The 13,704-nt window shown below is 34.6% G+C and carries 21 protein-coding genes and 2 pseudogenes; 3 read left to right on the forward strand and 20 right to left on the reverse strand.

Annotation, left to right across the window (positions count from 1 at the left end; genetic code table 11):
* Positions 1 to 15: 15 nt before the first annotated feature.
* The 20 genes and pseudogenes from rpsN to IGB25_RS01940 form a co-directional block, all read right to left on the reverse strand.
* The gene (gene rpsN / locus IGB25_RS01850) at positions 16 to 285 is read right to left on the reverse strand and encodes a 30S ribosomal protein S14 (RefSeq protein WP_211065922.1); all 270 of its coding nucleotides are present in this window, start codon (positions 283 to 285) and stop codon (positions 16 to 18) included.
* Between the two features lies 1 nt (position 286).
* The gene (gene rplE, locus IGB25_RS01855) at positions 287 to 838 is read right to left on the reverse strand and encodes a 50S ribosomal protein L5 (RefSeq protein WP_211065923.1); all 552 of its coding nucleotides are present in this window, start codon (positions 836 to 838) and stop codon (positions 287 to 289) included.
* Positions 839 to 840: 2 nt separating this feature from the next.
* Complete coding sequence (gene rplX / locus IGB25_RS01860; RefSeq protein ID WP_211065924.1) at positions 841 to 1,155, reverse strand: 50S ribosomal protein L24; 315 nt, start codon at positions 1,153 to 1,155, stop codon at positions 841 to 843.
* Positions 1,156 to 1,165: 10 nt separating this feature from the next.
* A complete protein-coding gene (gene rplN, locus IGB25_RS01865) occupies positions 1,166 to 1,534 on the reverse strand; it encodes a 50S ribosomal protein L14 (RefSeq protein ID WP_211065925.1) in 369 nt (122 codons plus the stop codon).
* 2 nt (positions 1,535 to 1,536) lie between these two features.
* On the reverse strand, positions 1,537 to 1,794 hold the full coding sequence (gene rpsQ / locus IGB25_RS01870; protein WP_211065926.1) for a 30S ribosomal protein S17: 258 nt from the start codon (positions 1,792 to 1,794) through the stop codon (positions 1,537 to 1,539).
* A 12-nt stretch (positions 1,795 to 1,806) separates the two neighbouring features.
* Entirely contained in the window at positions 1,807 to 1,998 is a 192-nt protein-coding gene (gene rpmC, locus IGB25_RS01875) for a 50S ribosomal protein L29 (RefSeq protein WP_211065927.1), read from the reverse strand.
* Positions 1,999 to 2,006: 8 nt separating this feature from the next.
* Positions 2,007 to 2,426 (reverse strand): 50S ribosomal protein L16, encoded by a 420-nt coding sequence (gene rplP, locus IGB25_RS01880; RefSeq protein ID WP_211065928.1) that lies wholly within the window; start codon positions 2,424 to 2,426, stop codon positions 2,007 to 2,009.
* 12 nt (positions 2,427 to 2,438) lie between these two features.
* The gene (rpsC, locus tag IGB25_RS01885) at positions 2,439 to 3,152 is read right to left on the reverse strand and encodes a 30S ribosomal protein S3 (protein WP_211065929.1); all 714 of its coding nucleotides are present in this window, start codon (positions 3,150 to 3,152) and stop codon (positions 2,439 to 2,441) included.
* Between the two features lie 8 nt (positions 3,153 to 3,160).
* A complete protein-coding gene (rplV, locus tag IGB25_RS01890) occupies positions 3,161 to 3,568 on the reverse strand; it encodes a 50S ribosomal protein L22 (RefSeq protein ID WP_211065930.1) in 408 nt (135 codons plus the stop codon).
* Positions 3,569 to 3,584: 16 nt separating this feature from the next.
* A complete protein-coding gene (gene rpsS, locus IGB25_RS01895) occupies positions 3,585 to 3,857 on the reverse strand; it encodes a 30S ribosomal protein S19 (protein ID WP_211065931.1) in 273 nt (90 codons plus the stop codon).
* A 3-nt stretch (positions 3,858 to 3,860) separates the two neighbouring features.
* Positions 3,861 to 4,685 (reverse strand): 50S ribosomal protein L2, encoded by an 825-nt coding sequence (gene rplB / locus IGB25_RS01900; RefSeq protein WP_211065932.1) that lies wholly within the window; start codon positions 4,683 to 4,685, stop codon positions 3,861 to 3,863.
* Positions 4,686 to 4,694: 9 nt separating this feature from the next.
* Positions 4,695 to 4,985 carry a 50S ribosomal protein L23 gene (gene rplW, locus IGB25_RS01905; RefSeq protein WP_211065933.1) on the reverse strand — a complete coding sequence of 97 codons (291 nt, stop codon included), beginning with the start codon at positions 4,983 to 4,985 and terminating at the stop codon, positions 4,695 to 4,697.
* Between the two features lie 2 nt (positions 4,986 to 4,987).
* Entirely contained in the window at positions 4,988 to 5,617 is a 630-nt protein-coding gene (rplD, locus tag IGB25_RS01910) for a 50S ribosomal protein L4 (RefSeq protein WP_211065934.1), read from the reverse strand.
* Positions 5,617 to 6,230, reverse strand: a pseudogene (gene rplC / locus IGB25_RS01915) (50S ribosomal protein L3). The gene rplD and the pseudogene rplC overlap by 1 nt, the downstream one beginning before the upstream one ends.
* A gap of 27 nt (positions 6,231 to 6,257) precedes the next feature.
* Positions 6,258 to 6,563, reverse strand: a complete 306-nt coding sequence (rpsJ, locus tag IGB25_RS01920) for a 30S ribosomal protein S10 (protein WP_125087413.1) — start codon at positions 6,561 to 6,563, stop codon at positions 6,258 to 6,260.
* 10 nt (positions 6,564 to 6,573) lie between these two features.
* Positions 6,574 to 8,690, reverse strand: a pseudogene (gene fusA, locus IGB25_RS01925) (elongation factor G).
* 6 nt (positions 8,691 to 8,696) lie between these two features.
* Positions 8,697 to 9,173 carry a 30S ribosomal protein S7 gene (gene rpsG / locus IGB25_RS01930; protein ID WP_211065935.1) on the reverse strand — a complete coding sequence of 159 codons (477 nt, stop codon included), beginning with the start codon at positions 9,171 to 9,173 and terminating at the stop codon, positions 8,697 to 8,699.
* Between the two features lie 17 nt (positions 9,174 to 9,190).
* Entirely contained in the window at positions 9,191 to 9,565 is a 375-nt protein-coding gene (gene rpsL / locus IGB25_RS01935) for a 30S ribosomal protein S12 (protein ID WP_125087410.1), read from the reverse strand.
* Positions 9,566 to 9,776: 211 nt separating this feature from the next.
* Positions 9,777 to 10,058, reverse strand: a complete 282-nt coding sequence (locus IGB25_RS14625) for a hypothetical protein (protein WP_371815928.1) — start codon at positions 10,056 to 10,058, stop codon at positions 9,777 to 9,779.
* Positions 10,025 to 10,975: an IS4 family transposase gene (locus IGB25_RS01940; RefSeq protein WP_247653573.1), complete on the reverse strand. Its 951-nt coding sequence runs from the start codon at positions 10,973 to 10,975 to the stop codon at positions 10,025 to 10,027. The genes IGB25_RS14625 and IGB25_RS01940 overlap by 34 nt, the downstream gene beginning before the upstream one ends.
* 296 nt (positions 10,976 to 11,271) lie before the next feature.
* On the opposite strand from IGB25_RS01940, the gene deoC reads away from it, so the two are divergent.
* The 3 genes from deoC to IGB25_RS01955 are packed head-to-tail and all read left to right on the forward strand — an operon-like array spanning position 11,272 to position 13,476.
* The gene (gene deoC / locus IGB25_RS01945) at positions 11,272 to 11,928 is read left to right on the forward strand and encodes a deoxyribose-phosphate aldolase (RefSeq protein WP_211065936.1); all 657 of its coding nucleotides are present in this window, start codon (positions 11,272 to 11,274) and stop codon (positions 11,926 to 11,928) included.
* A gap of 4 nt (positions 11,929 to 11,932) precedes the next feature.
* Positions 11,933 to 12,637 (forward strand): purine-nucleoside phosphorylase, encoded by a 705-nt coding sequence (gene deoD / locus IGB25_RS01950; protein ID WP_211065937.1) that lies wholly within the window; start codon positions 11,933 to 11,935, stop codon positions 12,635 to 12,637.
* Positions 12,634 to 13,476: a DUF1853 family protein gene (locus IGB25_RS01955; protein ID WP_211065938.1), complete on the forward strand. Its 843-nt coding sequence runs from the start codon at positions 12,634 to 12,636 to the stop codon at positions 13,474 to 13,476. The genes deoD and IGB25_RS01955 overlap by 4 nt, the downstream gene beginning before the upstream one ends.
* Positions 13,477 to 13,704 lie beyond the last annotated feature (228 nt).

The following is a 13,704-nucleotide window of genomic DNA, read 5'->3' on the forward strand; positions in this document are numbered from 1 at the left end:
TATTGCTTTTAAAAATTACCAGCTTGCTTTTTTAACACCTGGAATTAAACCTTTATTTGCCATTTCTCTAAACATAACACGAGAAATTCCAAACGTTCTCATATAGCCTTTTGGTCTTCCAGTAAGTTTACAACGGTTGTGCAGTCTTACAGGAGAAGAATTTTTAGGCAACTTTTGTAGTGCTTCATAATCGCCTTCTTCTTTGAGGCGTTTACGCTTTTCAGCATATTTTTCTACTAATTTTTCGCGTTTTACTTCGCGAGCTTTCATTGATTCTTTAGCCATATTAATTCTTTTTAAAAGGCAAACCTAATTCTGTTAATAATGCTTTTGCTTCTTTATCGGTATCAGCTGACGTTACAAATGAGATGTCCATACCAGAGATACGATTTACTTTATCTATATTTATTTCTGGAAAAATGATTTGTTCTGTAATTCCCAGATTATAATTTCCTCTTCCGTCAAAACCATCAGGGTTTATACCGCTAAAATCTCTTACTCGAGGTAGGGCAGAAGTAATCAACCGGTCTAGGAATTCATACATTCTATGACCTCTTAAAGTTACTTTAGCACCGATAGGCATTCCTTTTCTTAATTTAAAAGATGCGACATCTTTTTTGGATACAGTTGGTACTGCTTTTTGACCAGCTATTCTAGAGAGTTCATCAACAGCCTGATCAATAAGTTTTTTGTCTGCAATAGCTTCTCCAACACCTCTACTCAAAACAATTTTTTGAAGTTTTGGGGTTTCCATGGTATTAGAATAGCTAAACTCTTTAACAAGATTCTTTTTAACTCTTGTTTGATATTCTTTTTTTAATCTAGGTATATATTCCATAACTAGCTAATTACTTCGTTAGTTTTTGTTGAAACCCTTACTTTTTTTCCGTCTTGAATTTCATATCTAACACGAGTTGGATTTCCATTTTTATCTATTAGTGCTACATTTGAAATATGTATAGGGGCTTCTTTTTCTTGAATACCACCTTGTGGATTTTGAGCACTTGGTTTGAGGTGTTTTTTAATCATATTAACAGATTCTACAATAACTTTTTCAGAATCGTATAATACTTTTAAAACTTTGCCTTCTTGACCTTTATTTTCACCGGCTATAACTTGAACAGTATCACTTGTTTTGATTTTAAACTTTTTCATCATTATAGTTTTAAAGCACTTCAGGTGCCAATGAAACGATTTTCATGAATTTATTTTCTCTCAATTCTTTTGCAACTGGACCAAAAACACGTGTTCCTCTCATTTCACCAGTTGGGTTTAACAAAACACATGCGTTATCATCAAATCTGATGTAAGAGCCATCGGGTCTTCTGACTTCTTTGTTGGTTCTTACAATTACAGCTGTTGATACTGCACCTTTTTTGATACTACCATTAGGTGTGGCTTCTTTTACACTGACGACAACTTTGTCACCAACGCTTGCGTATCTTTTTTTAGTACCACCTAATACTCTAATGACCAAAACTTGCTTGGCACCAGTATTATCGGCTACTCTTAATCTTGATTCTTGTTGTACCATAATTATTTAGCTCTTTCAATTATATCAACTAATCTCCAACGCTTTGTTTTGCTCAGAGGTCTTGTTTCCATTATTTTAACAGTATCGCCTTCGTTACACGTATCTTTTTCATCGTGGGCTACATACTTTTTTGTTTTTAGAACGAATTTTCCGTAGATAGGGTGTTTGATTTTTTTTACTTCAGACACGACTATTGATTTAAGCATTTTATTGCTTGTTACAACACCTATACGTTCTTTCCTTAAATTTCTTTTTTCCATTATTTTGAGGAATTAAACTAAATTTCTTTTGCTGATTTCTGTATTCATTCTTGCAACAGATCTTCGTAATGTTCTGATTTGCATTGGGTTTTCTAATGGTGTCAAAGTATGAGCCATTTTGAGTTCAGATATTTTCTGTTTGGTTGTTTCTAAGGCTTCAACCAAATCAGCGTCAGATAATTTTATTATTTCAGATTGTTTCATAATCGTTTTTATTCTTGATAATCTCTAGCGACAACAAACTTTGTTTTAACTGGCAATTTTTGTCTTGCAAGTCTTAAAGCTTCTTTAGCGATATCTTGAGTTACACCACCTATTTCAAACATAATTCTTCCTGGTTTAACAACAGCTGCATAATATTCTAATGCACCTTTTCCTTTACCCATTCTAACCTCGAGAGGTTTTTTAGTGATAGGTTTATCTGGAAATATTTTTATCCACAAAGAGCCTTCTCTTTTCATATATCTTGTGGCGACAATACGAGCGGCTTCAATTTGTCTTGAAGTTATAAAAGATGAGTCTAAAGACTTCAAACCAAAAGTACCATTAGAAAGTCGGTGTCCTCTATTAGAGTTACCTTTCATTCGTACTTTTTGTTGCTTTCGAAATTTGGTTTTCTTTGGTTGTAACATGCTTACAATATTTTATTTTCTACGTCTATCTCTTGAGCGATTAGACTTAGTGTTTTTTCCTCCTTTTTTCTGTAATCCTACAAGTGGTGAAAGTTCTCTTTTTCCATACACTTCACCTTTCATAATCCAAACTTTAATCCCTAATCTTCCGTATGTTGTATGGGCTTCAACTAAGGCATAATCAATGTCAGCTCTAAAGGTTGATAATGGGATTCTGCCTTCTTTGTAAGATTCTACACGTGCCATTTCTGCACCATTCAATCTTCCAGCAATTTGAATTTTTATGCCTTCTGCATTCATTCTCATAGTTGCAAGAATGGCCATTTTGATAGCTCTACGGTATGAAATTCTATTTTCAACTTGTCTTGCTACACTTGAAGCAACTAAAAACGCATCAAGTTCAGGTCTTTTAATTTCAAAAATATTTACTTGAACTTCTTTGTTGGTGAGTTGTTTTAATTCTTCTTTTAATTTATCAACTTCTTGACCGCCTTTACCAATTATAATTCCAGGTCTTGCAGTAGTAATTGTAACGGTTACTATTTTAAGTGTACGTTCGATGATAACTCTAGATACACTGGCTTTGGACAGTCTAGCGTGAATATATTTTCTGATTTTATCGTCTTCAGCAATATTATCACCATAATCATTACCACCATACCAGTTGGATTCCCAACCTTTTATAATTCCTAATCTATTTCCTACCGGGTTTGTTTTTTGTCCCATAATATATCTTAGCTATCTAAATTATTATTTTCACCTAAAATTAAAGTAACGTGGTTAGAACGTTTTCTTATCCTGTGTGCTCTTCCTTGAGGAGCAGGTCTTAATCTTTTTAAAACTCTAGCACTATCAACTTTTATTTCTTTGATGTATAGCCCAGCGTTTTCTATAGCAGCATCTTCATTTTTTTGTTGCCAATTGGCAATAGCTGAAAGCAAAAGTTTTTCTACACGTTGTGCGGCTTCTTTTTTGCTGAATTTTAAAACTTGTAAAGCTTTTTCAACGTCCATACCTCTGACCAAATCAGTCACTAATCTCATTTTTCTTGGCGAAGTAGGGCAGTTGTTTAATTTAGCATACGCCAAATTAGATTTCCTTTCTTTTATAGCTTCAGCACGTTGTTTTTTTCTAACTCCCATGATAGTCTATCTATTATTACTTTTTGTTTTTAGCTGAGGTATGTCCTCTAAATGTACGAGTTGGTGAAAATTCACCTAATTTATGACCTACCATATTTTCAGTTATAAAAACAGGTACAAATTGTTTCCCATTGTGAACACCGATGGTTTGACCAACAAAATCTGGTGTAATCATTGATGCTCTTGACCAAGTTTTAATAACTGACTTTTTGCCAGACTCAACATTTTGAGCCACTTTTCTCTCTAATTTATAGTGAACGTAAGGTCCTTTTTTTAGTGATCTAGCCATGTTTTATTTCTTTTTACGTTCTAAAATATGTTTGTTACTCGATTTTGTTAAAGATCTTGTTTTAAAACCTTTAGCAGGAATGCCTTTACGCGATCTTGGATGACCACCTGAAGCTCTTCCTTCACCACCACCCATTGGGTGATCAACTGGGTTCATCACAACTGGTCTGGTTCTAGGTCTTCTGCCTAACCAACGACTTCTACCAGCTTTACCTGATATCAATAATTGATGATCGCTATTAGAAACTGCACCAATCATTGCTTTACAATCAGATAGAACTAATCTTGTTTCACCTGATGGCAATTTAATGGTTACATATTTACCTTCTTTAGCTGTTAATTGAGCAAATGTTCCTGCACTTCTGACCATTACAGCTCCATTGCCTGGTACTAATTCAATACAAGAAATGATAGAGCCAAATGGTATTTTAGATAAAGGTAAAGCATTACCAATATCGGCAGATGCTGTATCACCAGATTGAACGATTTGTCCAACTTTTAATCCACTTGGAGCTATGATATAGCTTTTTTCTCCGTCTTTATATTGAATCAATGCTATATATGCTGTTCGGTTAGGGTCATATTCTATTGACTTAACTGTTGCAGGCATATCGGTTTTATTTCTTTTGAAATCGATAATTCTGTAACGTCTTTTATGACCACCACCACGGTAGCGCATTGTCATTTTTCCTTGGTTGTTTCGACCACCAGATTTTTTTATCGGAGCAAGCAAAGACTTTTCCGGCTTATCAGTTGTTATGGCGTCGAACCCACTTACAACTTTAAATCGCTGACCTGGCGTTATTGGTTTTAGTTTTTTTACAGGCATGTCTTAAAATTAAAGATTACTGTATAAATCAATAGTATCACCATCGGCAACTTGAATGATTGCTTTTTTTAGAGCATCAGTCTTACCTGTTACCATTCCTGTTTTAGTGTACTTTGTTTTCACTGTTGGTTTAATATTCATCGTTCTTACTTTGTCAACTGTAACTCCATAAGCATTTTCAACAGCATCTTTGATTTGGATTTTGTTGGCTTTATTATCTACAAAAAAAGAGAAGCGGTTGTTTAACTCACTATCTTCTGTAGCTTTTTCTGTTATAATAGGTTTGATTAAAATACTCATAGTTATTGACTCAAGTTTTGTTCTAAATATTCAATTACCGACTCAGATAATACTAAAACATCATTGTTTAAAATTCTGTAAGTATTTAATTCTGAAGCTGTTAAGACCTTATGTCTTTTCAAATTACGGGACGACAAATATACATTATTATTTGCATCTGCAAACACAAAAACCGATTTTTTATCGTCAAGTTTTAAATTTTCTAAAACTTTTAAAAATTCTTTGGTTTTTGGACTGTCAAAAGTAAAGTTTTCAACAACTAATAGTTCATTATCATTGGCTTTTTGTGACAAAGCTGAAGCTCTAGCTAAACGTTTTAATTTTTTGTTTAATTTAAAGCGATAATTTCTAGGGCGAGGACTGAATACACGACCACCACCTTTAAATATGGGTGATTTAATACTTCCAGCTCGTGCAGTACCAGTTCCTTTTTGTTTTTTAATTTTTCGAGTACTTCCTTTTATATCGGCTCTTTCTTTAGCTTTATGTGTACCTTGTCTTTTGCTGGCGAGATGTTGCTTAACATCAAGATAAACCGCGTGCTCGTTTGGCTCAATGCCAAAAACATCTTTAGAAAGGTTAACCGTTTTACCCGTTTCTTTTCCTTTTATGTCTAATACCTCTACTTTCATTATTTCTGAATTGTTAGGTAAGTGTTTTTATGGTAGGTACGCAACCTTTAACCACAAGTAGATTTTTATCTTCTACAACTTTTAACACTTTAAGGTTAGTAACTTTTACTTTTTTATTTCCCATCTGTCCAGCCATTCTCATTCCTTTGAAAATTCTAGCAGGATAAGAAGTCGCACCAACAGAACCAGGAGCTCTCAACATGCTTTGCTGACCGTGAGTTCGTTCTGAACCACTAAAGCCGTGACGTTTTACAACGCCTTGAAATCCTTTTCCTTTAGTTATACCAGATACATCTACAAATTCACCTTCTTTAAAGATGTCAACTGTAATCTGATCTCCTAATTTAAATTCGCCTTCATAATCTTGGAATTCGACAACTTTACGTTTTACAGATGAGCCCGCTTTTTTAAAATGACCTTTTTCGACCATGGTTGAGCTTTTTTCTGTCTTGTCATCGAAACCAAGTTGAAGAGCTTCATACCCGTCAACCTCATTGGTTCTGACTTGGGTAACTGTGCATGATCCAGCTTGAATAACAGTACACGGAATGTTCTTTCCGTTTTCGTCGTATAAGCTGGTCATACCTATTTTTTTTCCTAATAACCCAGACATTTGTTTATTGATTTAATTTAATATTGATTATACTTTTATCTCGACTTCAACACCACTTGGCAATTCTAATTTCATCAGAGCATCAATTGTTTTTGATGATGAACTATAGATGTCTAACAAACGCTTGTAAGAATCTAATTGAAATTGTTCTCTTGCTTTTTTATTGACGTGAGGTGAACGCAATACAGTAAATATCTTCTTCTTTGTAGGAAGTGGTATTGGACCTGTAACTACAGCACCAGTGGTTTTTACGGTTTTAACAATCTTATCAGCTGATTTATCAACTAAATTGTGATCGTATGATTTTAACTTTATTCTAATTTTTTGACTCATTGTTCAAGAATTATTCGTTAGTTGTGGTTCCTTTAGTTGCAGCTATAACTTCTTCAGACACGTTAGATGGTGTTTCTTCATAGTGTGAAAATTCCATTGTTGAAGTTGCTCTACCAGAAGAAAGCGTTCTTAAGGTCGTTACATAACCAAACATTTCAGAAAGAGGTATAATGGCTTTAATAACTTTAGCACCAGCACGATCAAACATATCATTGACTTGTCCGCGACGTTTGTTGAGGTCGCCAACAATATCACCCATGTTTTCTTCAGGGGTAACTACTTCGACTTTCATCATTGGTTCAAGGATTACAGCTCCTGCAGATTTTGCTGCAGATTTGAAACCTAGTTTAGCGACAAGTTCAAAAGACAATTGATCAGAATCCACAGGGTGGAATGATCCATCTTTTAAGGTTACTTTTAGGCTATCCATTTGGAAGCCTGCTAAAGAGCCATTTTTCATTGCTTCTTCAAAACCTTTTTGAACCGATGGTATAAATTCTTTAGGAACACGACCACCTTTGATTTCGTCAACAAATTGAAGTCCTTCTTTTTCAAAGTCTTCATCAACAGGACCCATTTCAAAAACTATATCAGCAAATTTACCACGACCACCAGATTGTTTTTTGTAAACTTCTCTGTGTTGAGCGGTTTTCTTAACAGCTTCTTTGTATTCTACTTGTGGTTCACCAACGTTGACTTCAACTTTAAACTCACGCTTCATTCTATCAATTAAAATATCGAGGTGAAGCTCACCCATTCCAGAAATAATAGTTTGACCTGAAGCTTCATCGGTTTTTACAACAAATGTTGGATCTTCTTCAGCCAGTTTAGATAGGGCAACACCCATTTTTTCAACATCGGCTTTAGTTTTTGGCTCAACTGCAATACCGATGACTGGTGCAGGAAAAGTCATCGATTCTAAAACGATGGGGTGATTTAAGTCTGTAAGTGTATCTCCAGTTTTAATATCTTTAAAACCAACAGCGAGCAACAATATCACCTGCTTCAATTTTATCGATAGGCTCTTGTTTGTTTGAGTGCATTTGATACATTCTTGAGATGCGTTCTTTTTTACCAGAACGTGTATTTAGGACATAAGAACCCGCATCAAGTGTACCAGAATAAGTTCTAAAAAACGCCAAACGACCAACAAATGGATCTGTAGCAATTTTAAATGCTAAAGTCGCAAATGGAGATTCAACGTTTGGTTTTCTGCTTTCTACTTCATTGGTTTCAGGATTAGTGCCTTCAATAGCTTCAACATCTACAGGTGATGGTAAGTAACGCATTACTGCGTCAAGCATAGCTTGTACACCTTTGTTTTTAAAGGCAGAACCACACATCATTGGGATGATAGACATATCTATTGTAGCGGCACGTAAAGCGACGATGATTTCATCTTCTGTGATAGAGTTTTCATCTTCAAAGAATTTTTCCATCAACTCCTCATCATATTCAGCAACAGCTTCTACTAATTCAGCTCTGTATTTATCAACAGTTTCTTGAAGTTCAGCAGGAATATCAACCACTTCATAAGTCATTCCCATATCTTCATCGTTCCAGATGATGGCTTTTTTAGATATTAAATCTACTACACCTTTAAAATCAATCTCGTCACCGATTGGAACTTGAAGCGGAACAGGATTGCCACCCAGCATTTCCTTAACTTGCTTACAAACCATAAAGAAGTCAGCACCTTGTCGGTCCATTTTATTGACAAAACCAAGACGCGGTACTTTATATTTATCAGCCTGTCTCCAAACGGTTTCAGATTGTGGCTCAACACCATCAACTGCACTAAAAAGTGCAACAACACCATCTAAAACACGCAATGAACGCTCTACCTCAACGGTAAAGTCAACGTGACCTGGTGTGTCAATAATGTTTACAATATATTCGTGATCTCTATACGGCCAGTACAATGCGTAGCGAAGCAGAAGTAATTGTAATACCACGCTCTTGCTCTTGCTCCATCCAGTCCATAGTCGTCGCACCATCGTGAACTTCACCAATTTTGTGTGAAATACCTGTATAGTATAATATTCTTTCGGTAGTTGTTGTTTTGCCAGCATCAATGTGAGCTGCAATACCGATGTTTCTTGTATATTTTAAATCTCTTTGTGCCATTTTATATTAGAATCTAAAGTGTGAAAATGCTTTATTAGCTTCTGCCATTTTATGAGTATCTACACGTTTCTTAACAGTCGCACCTTCTTCTTTAGCAGCGACAAGTATTTCTGCGACCAATTTAGCTGGCATAGATTTTTCGTTGCGTTTTCTTGCGAAAAGTATCAACCATTTCATGGCAGTTGACACCTTACGGTCAGGTCTAATTGGTGTTGGTATTTGAAATGTTGCACCACCAACACGACGGCTTCTAACTTCTACGTGAGGCATTATATTAGATAATGCGTCTTTCCAAAGATCTAAAGCTGTCTTCTCTTCATCTTGTTTTTTTTCTTCAACAATATCAATAGCTTGATAAAAAATATCAAAAGCCACAGATTTTTTGCCGTCCCACATCAGCATATTCACAAAACGTGTGACCAATGGGTCATGAAATTTTGGATCGGGTATGATGGAACGTTTTTTGGCTAATCTTTTTCTCATGTCTTCTTAAGATTTAATTATTTTTTTGGACGTTTTGCACCATACTTAGATCGGCGTTGCAGTCTTCCTTCTACACCTGCTGTATCAAGTGCACCTCTTACGATGTGATACCTAACACCAGGTAAATCTTTTACTCTTCCACCTCTTACTAATACTATCGAGTGCTCTTGAAGATTGTGTCCTTCGCCGGGAATGTAGGCGTTCACTTCCTTACCATTGGTTAACCTCACACGAGCAACTTTACGCATTGCTGAGTTTGGTTTTTTTGGTGTTGTTGTGTAAACACGCGTACATACGCCACGACGTTGAGGACAAGAGTCCAAAGCAGCCGATTTACTCTTCTTAGTAGTGGTCTTTCTTCCTTTTCTTACTAATTGTGAAATTGTTGGCATAATATTAAATAAAAATTACCCTGTTTTTTCGGGTTTGCAAATGTAGAAATATATTTTTACTAAACAAACCAAACTTCTAACTAAATCAAAATATTCTTAAAATTTAATATTCTGACTCATTGTTGTCCGATAAAAATCTAAATTACTAAAAAAATCTTTTGTATCGCCTAATTTCACTGTGTAGCTTTAGTATTTTAAAAATAGAACCTCCTTATGGGTCAAAAAGGCTTAATTGACCTATATTTTTTGTTGTAATATCTTCCCATTTCGCTTCTGGATTTTTAAGGAATTTGAACAAATCAATATAGGTCATTAAATGATATCGTATCACGGACATCATATTAGAATATGCCCATTTTCTTTCTGCTTTTCTCTGAATGACAAGCATTATTAGTTGTATGATTAAGCTGACCCATATCTGTATCTCGATGGCATTTTGATTATCTCCAAGAAAATACTTTAGCGGGAAGTTTTGTTTAAGGCGTTTGAACATAGTCTCGATTTGCCACCTGTTCTTGTAGATCTCGGCAATTTTATCTGCCTGAAGTTCATAATTGTTGGTAATGAACTCATAAACTTTTTGGTGTTTATCGTACCAAAAGCTATTCTTCTAAGGTAAAATGGCTTACCGTCATTGTCTTTGAGTTCTATTTTTTCGTCCTTTAGGACAGCATCATCTACCGTGTCGGGAATATCAAACTCTTCAAGGCTTGTATAACGGGCATTGTCTTTTTGTCTGGTCACAAAGTAAATATTCTCTAAGGTCCATTTTTGGTATTGTTTATAATCCACATAACCTTTATCAAAGACGACATAAGAACCTTTCTTGAGTTCAAGATCCTTTAAAAAGGTATGGTCATGGGTTGCAGCATTTGAGAACTTTATCAGACAGGGCACATCTTCCATAGCATTTATCATAGTGTGCATCTTGATACCACCTTTCTTTTTGCCGTTGAGTGAGTTTCTACCTACACCTTTAAGAATGTCACTAAAGAGTGTTATAGTTGATGAATCAACAATTTTAAGGTCTTTTACAGCTGGTTCATAAGTTCTGCTGTCCGACAAAAATCGGTGGTAACGTTTATAGAGTAAATGGTAAATATCAGCAAATACTGATGAGCTTCTTCTCCTGTTGGCGTCAGATAATGTGCTTCGCTTTGGGAAATCTTTTAGCCCCAAATGGTTGATTTTTCCTTCACAAGCAAGCATAATACTCGATACTTCACGAAGCGAGCTACAACCACTAATGACAGTGAAAATCATAGTAACTAAATGCTCATAAGTAGTGAACTTTTTAGTGTATCTGTCGCTGTTATGCTTTTCGGCTGTCCGATAAACATCGTTGGGTAAAATAAAATTTAAAACCTGTTTGATAATGGGTTGACCGCTGAAATTTTTACTTTTGTTCATATCTCTTTTTTTGTGCGAAAGATGAAGATATAAAAAAGTGGGAAATCCTGTATTGGAAATCCCACTTTAAAATATTTTATCGGACACTAATGATTCTGACTTTTAAAAGCTTTGTAATTATACGGCTTTAACCAGCTATCTATTATATTCCTGCCTGTGCTGAAGATGTTGTTTCTATTCATAGTCTTTTGTGCTATATTCTAAATTAAGCGTGATTATCAACCTGTATTGCTTTACCCAAACAAAGCTCAACTCTCAAAAAAAATCATATATTTATCCAAAATTTATAATATTCAATGAATACCTACATAGATCATACTTTATTAAAACCTGAAGCCACTGAAAATCAAATTAAAACCTTATGTAAAGAAGCCAAAACATACAACTTTGCATCCGTTTGTGTTCATCCAGATTATGTTGAAATAGCAAAACAACAGTTAAATAATTCCACTGTAAAAGTCTGCACCGTAATTGGTTTTCCTCTGGGTGCAAACACCACGGCGACCAAAGTTTTTGAAGCACAAGACGCTATTAAAAATGGTGCTGATGAAATTGATATGGTCATCAACATCAGTTGGCTTAAAGATAAATTTTATGACAAACTTGAAAGTGAAATTACAACTATTAAAAAAGCAATTGAGAATCATATCTTAAAGGTTATTGTCGAAATCAGTTTATTAACCGATGATGAAATCGTTAAAATCAGCCAAATCGTCTCTAATGCTAATGCGGATTTCATTAAAACTTCAACAGGATTTGGTACTCACGGTGCAACTTTAGAAGCCGTGCAACTTATGAAAGCCAATATTTCAAGTCAAGTCCAAATCAAAGCTTCAGGTGGTATTAGAGATTACAAAACTGCCAAAGCCTATATCGATTTGGGCGTTACTCGACTCGGGACATCTTCGGGTGTTGAAATTGTTAAAGGCAAAAATTCAACCAAAACTTACTAAAATTATGAGTGTACACCTCAACGCCAAAAGAGGCGATATTTCAGACAAAGTATTATTGCCTGGTGATCCTTTGCGTGCCAAATGGATTGCTGAAACCTTTTTAGAAAAACCTGTTTGCTACAATACCATAAGAAATATGTTTGGATACACAGGACATTATAAAGGTCAACCAATTTCCGTTCAAGGTACTGGAATGGGAATGCCATCTGCAAGTATCTATATAGAAGAATTGATCAATGACTATGACGTTAAATCTCTTATCAGAGTTGGTAGTGCTGGCTCGCTTCAAAACAATGTCAAATTGAGAGATGTGGTTATAGCAATGTCAGCTTCTACCAATTCATCTTTCAACAAACAACGATTTAATGGTGAAGATTACGCACCAACTGCCAATTTTGAACTTTTTCAGAAAGCAGTAGATTATGCAAAATCGCATCATATCAATTTTCACGCAGGCAATGTATTTTCTTCTGACATTTTTTACGCTGACAATAAAGATTATTACAAAGTTTGGGCACAACACAACGTGCTATGTGTTGAAATGGAAGTTACTGCACTCTATACTATAGTCGCAAAATATGGACTCAAAGCTTTAGGAATATTGACCATTTCAGACTCTTTGATTAATGGCTCGCGTACTTCTGCAGAAGAACGAGAGCAGAGTTTTAGCGATATGATACAAATTGCTTTAGACACTATTATCAATTGAAACCTCTTGAGAACAAATCACTTTACAATCAGTTTATAGGATTTTTGAAAATGCCTAATCTGTTTTCAAATTCACAGGTTTTTTCTATCCCATCTTTTGAAACCAATGATTTCAAAACTATCGAATTTGATGATATTGATTTTAAAGCTTTAAACAAACATAAATATCTCGGCAAACGTGCTGAATATTTTATGAAAGCTTATTTAGAGCAAAATAAAAATTACAATCCCATTTATCATAGCTTGCAAATTCAAGATGACAAAACCACCTTAGGCGAATTAGATTTTTTGTTTTATGACCATCAAGAAAACAAATGGATTCACTTAGAATTGATTTGCAAATTCTATGTCTTTACAGGAAAAGAAAACTTTAATAACCTTGACAATTGGATTGGACCAAATTTAAAAGACAGATTAGATTATAAAATTGAAAAACTCAAAACACATCAATTACAAATTTGTAAAAAACCACAAACACAACAACTACTCAAAAAGTTGAACATTGACGTAGCATCAGTAGAAACGAAAATTTGTTACAAAGCCAAATTATATTTACCGTTTGAATTCAAAAACTTTAATCTAAATCACTTAAATTCTGCATGCGTCAAAGGCAAATATTACAATAATGAAGTTTTTAAAAAATTTAAATTTTCAGAGATGTTGTTTTACGTGCCACAAAAACACGAATGGCTATGTCAACCTGAAACTAACACTCAATGGTATGATTTTAAAAAAGCCCAAAACATTTTAAAACCAAGTATAAAAGAAAAGCGTTCTCAAATGATTTGGCGAAAAACTAAAACCGACGAGTTTTTTGAAGATGTTGTGGTTTGGTGGTAATTAGGTTATCCTCATTCTTCGTTCGAAATGACAAAATTTGCCAAAAAAAAGATGTAATCATCTGATTTAAAGCTTTCTGTAAATTAAACTCACGTGAGTTTAATTTTTTTTAAGGCTCCTTTTTTTGATAACCAAAAGCATAGTATGTAATGAAATAAAAGAAATCTGAAATAATGTCAATAATCCTAAAAGGCAATAATGTCACAGCCTTAAATAAAACATATAATA

The organism is Flavobacterium sp. CS20 (assembly GCF_018080005.1).
Taxonomy (GTDB): Bacteria; Bacteroidota; Bacteroidia; order Flavobacteriales; family Flavobacteriaceae; genus Psychroflexus.